Source organism: endosymbiont of Riftia pachyptila (vent Ph05), assembly GCF_000224455.1.
GTDB lineage: Bacteria > Pseudomonadota > Gammaproteobacteria > Chromatiales > Chromatiaceae > Endoriftia > Endoriftia persephonae.
In genome coordinates this window covers 1-10,400 of record NZ_AFOC01000106.1, presented here as the reverse complement: position 1 = coordinate 10,400, position 10,400 = coordinate 1, and the positions used below count along the sequence as shown (strand labels likewise).

Genomic DNA, 10,400 nt, shown 5'->3' with positions numbered 1-10,400 from the left:
TTCTTGATGTGCGGCGCTCCTACAGGGTCAGGTGGCGCCCAATAAAAAAACGCCCTCAAACGAGGGCGTCAAATGGAGAGTTAAGATCGTTATTGTTATAGGTCAGGAACTAAGCCTGTTTGCGCCGCAGACGCTTGCGGCTGGCGAAGCCGATCAGGCCGATGGCGAGCAGTACCAATGAAGCGGGCTCCGGCACCTGGGCGTGCTGCATATCGAGCTGGATCCAGTCGTTGTTGCAGTTTGCAGTCCAGTGCACGCGCAGGTCGAAGTCATTCAGCGAGCCCAGGTTGAGCAGAGCCAGATCGACGCTGGTCTCAATCATGTAGTGGCGGTCCTTTTTATACTTGCCGATCTTATCGGGCTTTGAGTCACCAAAGTTCATGCTGCCGTGGGTCATCTCACCTAGGCGAGGTCCACGTTACCCAGCAGATCACCAGACTTGATGCTGGTGGGGTGGGAGAGCTTGTAGGTATTCATCGCGCTGCTGGTCTTTTTGGGCTTGACCCAGAGGCCGTAGTTCCAATTATCGACCGAGTAGACGTCACCCTGGCTCATGCCGTTGTGATCGCGGGTGACGATGCCATATTCGAAGGAGGTGGCGTCGCTGCCGAAATCGAAGTTGAGGGCGATATCACCGGCGGCCCAGCCTTTGGCGTGGGGGGCACGGCCAGTGGCGATACCGATATTGAGCATGCTGCCGACTAGCTCCACATACATCGCCTCGGCATCATACTTCTGACCGCCATAGCCGGGGTTGAGATACCATTTGTGCTGATCCTCGACCACTACCGAGATGCTGCTGCGCAGGGTCTTGTTCCAGTCGGATGCCTTGCCCTTGGGGGCCTTGATCCAATCACTGATATCAGAATCGATGGTGATCGCCTGAGCGGCGCTGCCGGCGAGCAGTAGCAGTGCGGCAGCGCTCAGTTTGAGAGCCTTCTGGGTAAAAGTGGTTGCGTTAGCCATGGTCCCAATCTCCTGATGGATCTGCTGAAAGTGAACTTGCCTGCTATGTGGCAAGTGGCGGGCCAGCTTGGGATGAGGCGATCTCAGCTGCGGAATTAAACGCGGATGAGGTGGCGATAGTTGCGCAAATAATGACGAAACTTATTGAATATTAAAGATAAAAATTAAAAGGAATGGGTTTCTCTGATGAGCGTGTTTGGAGAAGGATATTCTCGCCGGAAAAGGGCATGGGAAAGCGGGTCATAGTCTGGGGAATAAAAGTCGAGTTTGTCAGGCAGACCGACAGAGAGAAGAATGGATTTCCGGGGAATGGAATCGATTTCCCGTGATCTGAACGGGCTTCTTGCCCAGCCAGCGGATAGGAAGCAGCTTCAGCGTCAGTGGCCGGAATGGGGCGGGGCTTCCTGTCGGAGTGTAAAGCCAAGCGACGGATTGGGAAGAGTGATCTCTCTTTCTGAGTCATGGATGTCGTCTACACTGCTAGAGGATTGCAGCAAAGGTGTGTTGCCCTGCCGATTTCAGGCTCCGGCGAATGGAGAGAAGTAAGGGTGGAGAGTTCAGTATCTTCAAGCGGCGCACGGCGACCGGGATTTCTGCCACGAAACGCATTCGATCGCCTGCTCAATGCGATCTCGGAGGCGGGATGGCAGTTGCTCGGTCCGGTGGTTGAATCTGGGGTGATCCAATTTCGTCCGATCAGCGGTATGGCCGCCCTGCCGACAGGGGTAGTGAACCGGCAGCAGCCGGGCAGCTATCGTCTTGAGCAGCGAGAGGATCAGCGCCTGTTCGCCTGGAACCAGGGCCCGCAGGGACTGAAACCCCTCTGCTTCGCGCCGGAAGAGTGCCTTTGGCAAGAGTCCCAGGGGCCGGATGGGAAGATGCAGCTAGAGTCCGGGCTGGCTGAGGCGACTCCGATCGCGGTGATCGGTGTGCGCGGCTGTGACCTGGCAGCCTTGGCGATCCAGGACAGACACTTCCTCTCCAGCACCGCCCCCGATCCTCATTATAAAGCGCGGCGCGAGGCGCTGTTTCTGGTAGGGGTTGACTGTGCCGAGTCGGCAGAGACCTGTTTCTGTACCTCCACCGGCGATGGCCCTTCTTTAAACGGGGGGTTCGACATCGGGTTGGCAGAACTGGATGCGGGTTTTCTCACCTGGGGAGGGTCACAGCGGGGCGAGGCGCTGCTGCAATCTTTGGCCTTGCCGCTCGCCAGCGACCCACAGCTTGCCGAGATGAATGAGGCGACAGACCGGGCCGCCGCCGCCCAGCAGCGACGTTTGCCGTCGCCGGCGGTGCTGCGCCGTCTCTACGACAACCTGGCCCATCCAGACTGGGATCAGGTCGGGGAGCGCTGCCTCTCCTGCGGCAACTGTACCGCGGTCTGTCCCACCTGTTTTTGCTACTCCACCGAATACCGCACGGCGCTGGACGGGACAAGCGCCGTGCGCATCCGCCAGTGGGACTCCTGCTTCAACCCGGCCCAAGCAGCATGGGCCGTTTCAATGTGCGCACCACCATCCCGCAGCGCTACCGGCAGTGGCTGACCCATAAGCTGGCCGGCTGGCAGGATCAGTTCGGGCGCATCGGCTGCACCGGCTGCGGCCGCTGTATCAGCTGGTGTCCGGTAGGGATCGACCTGACCCGGGAGGTGGGTTTGGTGCTCGGGGAGGATGATTTTGATGTTTGACCCGCACCTGCCCCGTATCGCCATCATCGATCGCCGTACCCAGGAGTCGGAGACGATCTTCACCCTACGGTTGGAGTTTGAGGATAGTGATCAGCAGCAGGCGTTCGAGTTTAAGCCTGGGCAGTTCAACATGGTGTCGTTGTTCGGTGTCGGCGAGATCCCGATCTCTATCGTCTCCGATCCGCAGGACAGCCACTTCTTCGACCACACCATCCGTGTGGTGGGCCGAGTGACACGCAAAATGCAGAGCCTCAAGCCGGGCGACCGGGTGGGCATTCGCGGGCCCTTCGGTCGTGGCTGGCCGCTGGCCGAGGCCGAGGGTAAGGATCTGTTGCTGATTACTGGCGGCTTAGGCTGCGCGCCGCTGATGTCGGTGATCGGCTACCTGCTGCGGCGGCGTGAGCGGTTTGGTCGCATCTATATCCTGCAGGGGGTCAAACACTGCGACGATCTGATCTGGCGTGACCAGTATGATCAGTGGACCCAGCAGCATGATGTGCATGTCCACCTGGCTGCCGATGTGACAAGCCGGGATTGGCCCTGGCAGCAGGGTATGGTCACTGAGCTGATCGGGATGTTGGAGTTGCACACCCAAAAGACCCTCACCATGCTGTGTGGGCCGGAGATGATGATGATTGCCGCCATTGCCCAGCTGCGTGACCTAGGGCTGCCTGATCGGCGCATCTGGCTGAGCATGGAGCGCAACATGCAGTGCGGCATCGGTCAGTGCGGGCACTGCCAGATCGGGCCGAAGCGCGTCTGCCACGACGGACCGATCTTCAGTTATGAGGAGGTGGCAGACTTCCTCGGCGTAAAGGGGTTTTGATGATGAGAGAAACAAAACCCACCCTTGCGGTGCACAAATTCAGCTCCTGTGATGGCTGTCAGCTTGCCCTGCTCAATCTGGGTGAGGCACTGCTCGAGCTGCCAAACTATCTCGAGATCGTCCACTTTGCCGAGGCAGGGCCCAGTGATCCGACTGCCCATGTCGATCTGGCGCTGGTGGAGGGCAGCATCTCCACCCCCGAGGATATCGAGCGCATTCGCCAGGTGCGGAAGAATAGCGACTACCTGATCAGCATCGGCGCCTGCGCCACCGCGGGCGGGATCCAGGCGCTGCGCAATCTGGCCGATGCGGCTGCCTGGATGGCGGCACTCTATCCCCACCCAGAACAGATCGAGATCCTGCCGGAGTCCGGTGCCATCGCTGCACATGTCAAAGTGGACCTGGAGTTGCCGGGCTGCCCGGTCAATTCAAACCAGCTGCTGCGCGCCCTGCGGGACCTGCTGAACGGGGTTGAGCCGGTGCGGGAACGGCGTGCACTCTGCATGGAGTGCAAACGTCAGGGGTTGGTCTGCACCCTGGTGAGCAGCGGTCAGCCCTGTCTGGGACCGGTGACCCTGGCTGGTTGCGGCGCACTCTGCCCCTCCCAGGGGCGGGGCTGTTACGGCTGTTACGGGCCGGTGGAGTCGGTGCACCATGAGAGCCTGGCGCAGCGCTTCAGTGAGCTGGGGCTGGATCAGGCAGCCAGCGCACGGCGCTTTCTCTTCATCCAGGGTGGCGCGCCGACGTTTGCCGAGGCGGGTGTGCGGTTGCGCGCCAGAGCGGCGGAGGAGGAATGAGGAGCATGGGCGACTCCCGCGAGATCCACATCAATGTGCCGGTGCTGACCCGAGTCGAGGGCGAGGGTGCACTGGAGCTCGATATCGTTGATGGCAAGATCGAGCAGCTGCGGCTGCGTATCTTTGAGCCGCCACGGCTGTTCGAGAAGTTCATCGAAGGCTACGAGTGCGACCAGGTAATCGACATGGTGGCGCGCATCTGCGGCATCTGTCCGGTCGCCTACCAGATGAGTGCGGTGCAGGCCTTCGAGAGCATTTTCGGCATCGAGCCGACACCCTGGATCAAGCGCATGCGCAGGGCGATGTATTGCGGTGAGTGGCTGCAGAGCCATGCGCTGCATATCCACCTGCTGGCCGCGCCCGACTTCTTCGGCTACGAGAGCGCCATCGCGATGGCCGTGGATCACCCCGAGATAGTGCGCCGCGGGCTGCGCCTGCAGAGCCTGGGCAACGATCTGATTGCGCTGTTTGGTGCTCGTTCGGTGCATCCGGTGGGGGTGCGGGTGGGCGGCTTCTACCGTGCGCCGGAGCCGGCTGCGGTGGAGGCAATGGTGCATCGCCTGGAGGCGGCTTTGCTGGAGGCGGAGGCGCTGTTGCGTTTGTGTGCTGGGCTCGATTTCCCGCAGGATGAGCAGGCTTTTGTCAGTGTCGCCCTGAGTGCGCCAGATGAGTACGCCATCGGTGTGGGGCGGCTGATCTCCGGGCAGGGGCTCGACATCCCGATCAACCAGTTCGCCAGCCACTTTCGCGAAAAGCAGGTGGACCACTCCACCGCCTTCCACTCCGAACTGGAGGGTAGATCCTATCTAGTGGGGCCGCTGGCGAGGCTCAATCTCAACTTTCATCAGCTGCCGCTTGGGCTGCGCAGACTGCTGGATGAGTGCGGTATTCATATCCCCAGCCACAACATGTTTCACAGTATCTTGGCACGGGCGGTGGAGCTCTATCTGGCGGTCGCTGAGGCAGTCGACTGCTGCAGGATTACCAACTGCCCGAGATGCCGGCACTGCCCTTCACGCCCCGCGCCGGTACCGGCTTTGGCTGCACTGAGGCGCCGCGCGGCATCCTCTGGCATCGCTACGACGTGGATGAGCAGGGACGGGTGTTGAGTGGCCGTATCGTGCCCCCCACCAGCCAGAATCAGGCGCGCATCGAGGAGGATATCCACAATTCGCTGACGCTGATGGGGCTAGACAAGGATGACCTGGCATTGCGCCTGCGTGCCGAGCAGGTGATCCGCAACTATGACCCCTGCATCTCCTGTGCGACCCACTTCCTGACACTGAAGGTCCGCCGCCGCTGATGCGAGTGATTGCAGTCGGATCTCCCTTCGGCGCTGATCGTGTCGCTTGGCATGCCGCCGAATGGCTAGGTGCGGAGTTACCGGATGTGGAGGTGGTGTGTCTCGACCGTCCCGGCAGCGCCTTGATCCCCTGGCTAGAGGAGTCGGTGGTGTTGCTAGATGCGCTGCGGGCGGAGGGGCAGCCGGGGCAGATCCGCCGGCTCGATCTGGCGGAGCTGGCCGATCCTGGCCAGATCAACGCGGTGCATGGTTTTGGTGTGGCGCAGGCGTTGGCGCTGGCGCAAGCCTTGGGGGAGCTGCCGCAGCGCCTGCTACTGCTCGGCATTGTGATCGATGCCGCTACACCCTCTCCCCCTGAGCTGGATGGTGCCGCACTGTTGGCGCAGCTCGAAGCGTGGCAGCGGGGCGCTATTAACCCGGCAATTAAATAGATATAGGGTGGCCCGTGGCCAGCGCGTGTCACCGATTGAAATCAAGGATAATGTCGAGCACAGCCCGACCAATACATGTGCCATATTTAATTGCCTGGTTAATAAGGTAAGAAATTCCCTGTATGGCCGATAACCCGGCAGAGCTATAGGGGAAAGTGGATGACGCTAAACCAGATCGGGCGTTTCAAGGTGGGCAAGAAGCTGGGGGCCGGGGCCCAGGGCACGGTCTATCTGTGCTTCGACACCCAGCTGCAGCGCCGGGTCGCGATCAAGCTGCTCGATCGCTCGGTAAAGGAGTCGGCGCAGTGCGGCGAGGCGCGCGCCATGAGCCGGCTGCAGCATCCCAACATCGTCTCCATCTACGAGGCCGGCGAGCAGCGCGGTCTGCCCTTTATGGTGTTCGAGTATGTGGAAGGAGAGCTGCTCAGCGATCAGATCCGTTCTGCCAGGCTGGAGCTACCCCTGGCACTGAATATCTTCCGCGGCATCCTTCAGGGTATGGCGGAGGCGCACCGGGCCGGTATCGTGCATCGGGATCTGAAGCCCGGCAACATCATCATCAATCCGGATGGGGTGGCCAAGATCATGGATTTTGGCATTGCCCGTCTGCTTTCGGAAGGGCGTGAGCGGGATCGGTCGCGCATCGGCACGCCGCGTTACCTGGCCCCTGAGTACATCAGTCGCGGTGAGGTGGGAGCGCCGGGGGATGTCTTTGCCCTCGGTCTGATCCTGGATGAGATGCTCACCGGGATGCCGGTGTTCAGTGGCAGCAGTCAGCAGATCGTATTGGACAGCATTCTCAAGGCCCGGGTGCAGCCGCCCTCGCGCTTCAATGAGGCGGTGGATGAGCGCCTCGACCGGTTTGTTTTGAAGGCGCTGGAGAAGGATCCTGATGCGCGCTACGCGGATGCCGGTGACATGCTCAAGGCCTTCGAGGCGCTCAAGGGCGAGCCAGCAGAAGAGGTGGATGGCGCCCATGGCACGGTCGAATTTCTGCTGCGTCGGATGCGCCGCAAGAGCGACTTCCCGGTGCTCTCCCAGTCGGTACGCCGGATCAATGCCATGTCGCAGGTGAGGGCAAGGATGCGGGGCAGATGGCGAGCGTGATCGTGAAAGACTTTGCGCTGACCAACAAGATCCTGAAGGTGGTCAATTCTGCCTACTACGGTAGATTCTCCGGCAAGATTGGTACTGTCTCCCGGGCGGTGGTGGTGCTCGGTATCCAGGCGATCCGCTCACTGGCAGCTTCGCTGATCTTTTTTGAACACCTGGGGGACAAGCAGCAGGCAGAGCGGCTGCGGGAGCAGGTCTCGGCTGCGATGTTCAGTGCGGTGTTCGCCAGTCAGCTGGCCCGGCAGCAGGGTGAGAACGATACGGAGGGGTTCTTTCTGGCCGCTATGCTGCGGGATCTGGGCAGAATACTGGTGGCGTTCTATCTGCCTGATGAGAGCCGCGAGGTGGAACGGCTGCAGCAGCTGGAGTCGTTGCAGCCAATCCAGGCGCAGCACCAGGTGTTGGGGGTCAGCTTTGAGACGGTCGGTATCGAAATTGCCCGGCAGTGGAACTTTCCCGACTTGTTGACGGATGCAATGAAGCATTGGAAGGAGGATCGGCCACCAACGAGTGAGACCGAGCGGCGACGCATGCTTGCCGCCTTCGCCGGGGATGCCACCCGACTGATGGCAGAACAGGGAATCGGCGACAGTCAGGCTGTCAGCAGGTTGCTGGAGCGTTATCGAAAGGGCCTTGGTTTTGATCGCAAAACCTTTCTTCACCTGAGCCACAACGCGATGGATGAATTCAAGGCCTATGCCAAGGTACTGAACAGCGATATCTCGCAGGGCTTTGTCAGCAAGATTGTATCCGGCAGTGGCAAACCGCCAGTAACTGAGCCCGTGGGCGATGCTCAGCCGGGTGGCGGTGCGACGCTTCCGGATGGCCTGACAGAGACCCGCATCCTCAATGGCAGTAACGAGCAGGAGGAGGTGGAGCAGGCAGTGACAGCGGAGAGCCTGATCACGCCGCAGGAGAGCGAGACATTGCTGATGGACGGACTGCAGGAGGTGACCAGTCTGATGGTGGCGGATTGTGAGATCTCCGAACTGTTCAATGTGGTGTTGGAGACCATGTACCGCTCGATGGGATTCCGCCGTGTGGTGCTGGCGTTGTACAACCGCCAGAGTGGTGAAGTGATGGGGCGCAGTGGCTTTGGGGACGATCTGGAGCCGTTCATCAAGGCGTTCCGTTTTCCGATGAAATACAGCGTGGATGTGTTCCATGGGGCGCTGAAAAATGCGGTAGATGTCTACATCGCCAATACTGCAGAGCAGAAGATGCAGCAGGACATCCCGCAGTGGTACAAACAAATCTCCAACGCCGGCTCTTTCCTGCTGTTTCCATTGGTGCTGAACGGTCGGCCGCTGGGACTGATCTATGCGGATCACCCGCAGCCCGATGCGCTTGAGATCGATAAGAAAAAACTCAACCTGCTGAAGGCGCTGCGCAACCAGATCCTGCTCGCACTGCGCAGCCAGTGAGTCGATGGGGGTATTGAGCAGGTGCTCAATGCGCAGGAGAGTCGAGCTTGCTTGTGGTTGCAATGGGGGCGTCGGTTTCTCCAATATCAATGTGCAAATAATATCGACAGCCGTTTGAAAAAGCCCCGGGTTTCCTTGTGATTACCTGTGATAAACGTGGATCGTTTTACGACCAGGTCGAGGGTGTGGAAAATTCACACCAGATACGTGGGGGGGGGGGCCGGATCAGGCAGCTGGGTGGTTTGGGCGGTGATTTAAAAACGGGGAACTGGAGGTGAGTGGAGAGGAGTTGATAAGCTCCTGGGAGACTTCACCCAATCGGAGAAAAATATGCAGATCGGCACCCCTCTCTCAGCCTCGGCAACCCGTGTGATGCTGCTCGGTAGTGGCGAACTGGGCAAGGAGGTGATCATCTCCCTGCAGCGGCTTGGAGCAGAGGTGATCGCGGTGGATCGTTATCCGCATGCGCCAGGGCATCAGGTGGCGCACCGTTGGTATGCCATCGACATGAGCGACCCGGCGGCACTGCGGGCGCTGGTGGAGCAGGAGCGCCCACATCTGATCGTGCCGGAGATCGAGGCGATTGCCACCGATGAGCTGGCGCGCATCGAGACCGAAGGGCTGGCGGAGGTGATCCCGACGGCACGCGCCGCCCAGCTGACCATGAATCGCGAGGGGATACGTCGGCTGGTCGCCGAAGAACTTGGCCTGCCCACCTCAGGTTACGCCTTCGCCGAGAGCCTGGAGGCGCTGCAGCAGGCGATCGATGGCGGGGTGGGATACCCCTGTATCGTCAAGCCCGTGATGTCATCCTCCGGCAAAGGGCAGTCGACATTGCACGGACCGGAGGATCTGGAGTCGGCCTGGAACTATGCGATGCGCGGCGGACGGGTGCAGCGTGGCCGGGTGATCGTCGAGGCGATGATCGAGTTTGACTATGAGATCACCCTGCTGACGGTGCGTGCTGCAGATGGAGAGGGAGGCATTGCAACCCACTTTTGCGAACCCATCGGCCATCGTCAGGAGCAGGGGGACTATGTGGAGTCCTGGCAGCCACAGGCGATGAGTGCACGGGCTTTGGAGAAGGCGCGGCAGATCGCGCAGCAGGTCACCAGCGCCCTGGGCGGGCGTGGCATCTTCGGCGTGGAACTGTTCATTCGCGCTGAGCAGGTTTGGTTCTCGGAGGTCAGCCCACGCCCCCACGACACTGGCATGGTCACCATGGCGAGCCAGTACCAGAATGAATTTGAACTGCATGCCCGCGCCATTCTCGGCTTGCCGGTGGATACCAGCCTTAGGGAGAATGCTGCCAGCGCCGTGATCTACGGCGGGCTGGAGGCGAAAGGGATCGCCTTCGAGGGTGTGGCCGAGGCGCTGCAGATACCGGGTAGCGACCTGCGCCTGTTCGGCAAACCCCAATCCTTTACCCGGCGCCGCATGGGCGTGGCGCTGGCCCGCGCTGAGAGTGTGGAACAGGCCCGCGAACGGGCGCTGGAGGTGGCGAGGCGGGTTCGGCCTGTACCCGGAGAGTGACCCGCTTCAAGGAGAGAATATGAGGCGGACTTGGTTGATCCCACAGCTGAGGAAAGCCCGGCGCGGAGATTGCCTGAGGCTGTTTGGCTCTTGATGAGGGGGCAGATGAGTCTTAGCGAGAGCTGAACTGCCAGCCGATCAACATTAGCAGGGCGGGGGCAAAAAGAACTTCCATACAGCCAGATAAGCCGCAATGCCCCAAAAGGTGACGAACGAGAGTGTCAGCAGATTAATGATCATACAGAGCGGAATGTAGGCGCTGTGCCGCCTTGCGGTTAAACGTGTAGCTAGTTTCGCAGCTGGTGACGTGCCACGGGTGC

At 60.6% G+C, this 10,400-nt stretch carries 10 protein-coding genes and 1 pseudogene; 9 read left to right on the top strand and 2 right to left on the bottom strand.

The genetic code is table 11. From position 1 onward, the window contains the following. Positions 1-109: 109 nt before the first annotated feature. Entirely contained in the window at positions 110-397 is a 288-nt protein-coding gene (locus RIFP1SYM_RS13985; RefSeq protein ID WP_005965897.1) for a PEP-CTERM sorting domain-containing protein, read from the bottom strand. Positions 398-402: 5 nt separating this feature from the next. Continuing rightward, positions 403-966 carry a hypothetical protein gene (locus tag RIFP1SYM_RS13980; RefSeq protein ID WP_039960565.1) on the bottom strand — a complete coding sequence of 188 codons (564 nt, stop codon included), beginning with the start codon at positions 964-966 and terminating at the stop codon, positions 403-405. A gap of 548 nt (positions 967-1,514) precedes the next feature. Here RIFP1SYM_RS13980 and RIFP1SYM_RS13975 point away from each other — a divergent pair. From RIFP1SYM_RS13975 to purT, 9 genes and pseudogenes are all read left to right on the top strand, one after another. Next, positions 1,515-2,510, top strand: coding sequence for a 4Fe-4S dicluster domain-containing protein (locus RIFP1SYM_RS13975; RefSeq protein WP_338063187.1), 996 nt, complete (start codon positions 1,515-1,517; stop codon positions 2,508-2,510). Further along, complete coding sequence (locus RIFP1SYM_RS18865) at positions 2,471-2,653, top strand: 4Fe-4S dicluster domain-containing protein (RefSeq protein ID WP_338063186.1); 183 nt, start codon at positions 2,471-2,473, stop codon at positions 2,651-2,653. Before RIFP1SYM_RS13975 ends, RIFP1SYM_RS18865 begins: the two co-directional genes overlap by 40 nt. Further along, positions 2,646-3,479 carry an FAD/NAD(P)-binding protein gene (locus tag RIFP1SYM_RS13970; protein ID WP_006475507.1) on the top strand — a complete coding sequence of 278 codons (834 nt, stop codon included), beginning with the start codon at positions 2,646-2,648 and terminating at the stop codon, positions 3,477-3,479. The genes RIFP1SYM_RS18865 and RIFP1SYM_RS13970 overlap by 8 nt, the downstream gene beginning before the upstream one ends. Continuing rightward, entirely contained in the window at positions 3,479-4,276 is a 798-nt protein-coding gene (locus tag RIFP1SYM_RS13965; RefSeq protein ID WP_139042155.1) for an NADH-quinone oxidoreductase subunit B family protein, read from the top strand. Before RIFP1SYM_RS13970 ends, RIFP1SYM_RS13965 begins: the two co-directional genes overlap by 1 nt. A gap of 5 nt (positions 4,277-4,281) precedes the next feature. Further along, a pseudogene (locus RIFP1SYM_RS13960) lies at positions 4,282-5,579 on the top strand (Ni/Fe hydrogenase subunit alpha). Continuing rightward, positions 5,579-6,010 (top strand): hydrogenase maturation protease, encoded by a 432-nt coding sequence (locus tag RIFP1SYM_RS13955; RefSeq protein WP_005965887.1) that lies wholly within the window; start codon positions 5,579-5,581, stop codon positions 6,008-6,010. The pseudogene RIFP1SYM_RS13960 and the gene RIFP1SYM_RS13955 overlap by 1 nt, the downstream one beginning before the upstream one ends. A gap of 159 nt (positions 6,011-6,169) precedes the next feature. After that, the gene (locus RIFP1SYM_RS13950) at positions 6,170-7,117 is read left to right on the top strand and encodes a serine/threonine-protein kinase (protein WP_005965885.1); all 948 of its coding nucleotides are present in this window, start codon (positions 6,170-6,172) and stop codon (positions 7,115-7,117) included. After that, positions 7,105-8,547, top strand: a complete 1,443-nt coding sequence (locus RIFP1SYM_RS13945) for an HDOD domain-containing protein (protein WP_005965884.1) — start codon at positions 7,105-7,107, stop codon at positions 8,545-8,547. The genes RIFP1SYM_RS13950 and RIFP1SYM_RS13945 overlap by 13 nt, the downstream gene beginning before the upstream one ends. Positions 8,548-8,877: 330 nt before the next feature. Then, a complete protein-coding gene (gene purT / locus RIFP1SYM_RS13940) occupies positions 8,878-10,080 on the top strand; it encodes a formate-dependent phosphoribosylglycinamide formyltransferase (protein ID WP_005965881.1) in 1,203 nt (400 codons plus the stop codon). Positions 10,081-10,400 lie beyond the last annotated feature (320 nt).

Coding starts and splice junctions, on each gene's coding strand:
- RIFP1SYM_RS13985 (WP_005965897.1), bottom strand. CDS start 397: ATGACCCACGGCAGCATGAACTTTGGTGACTCAAAGCCCGATAAGATC.
- RIFP1SYM_RS13980 (WP_039960565.1), bottom strand. CDS start 966: ATGGCTAACGCAACCACTTTTACCCAGAAGGCTCTCAAACTGAGCGCT.
- RIFP1SYM_RS13970 (WP_006475507.1), top strand. CDS start 2,646: ATGTTTGACCCGCACCTGCCCCGTATCGCCATCATCGATCGCCGTACC.
- RIFP1SYM_RS13965 (WP_139042155.1), top strand. CDS start 3,479: ATGATGAGAGAAACAAAACCCACCCTTGCGGTGCACAAATTCAGCTCC.
- RIFP1SYM_RS13955 (WP_005965887.1), top strand. CDS start 5,579: ATGCGAGTGATTGCAGTCGGATCTCCCTTCGGCGCTGATCGTGTCGCT.
- RIFP1SYM_RS13950 (WP_005965885.1), top strand. CDS start 6,170: ATGACGCTAAACCAGATCGGGCGTTTCAAGGTGGGCAAGAAGCTGGGG.
- RIFP1SYM_RS13945 (WP_005965884.1), top strand. CDS start 7,105: ATGGCGAGCGTGATCGTGAAAGACTTTGCGCTGACCAACAAGATCCTG.
- purT (WP_005965881.1), top strand. CDS start 8,878: ATGCAGATCGGCACCCCTCTCTCAGCCTCGGCAACCCGTGTGATGCTG.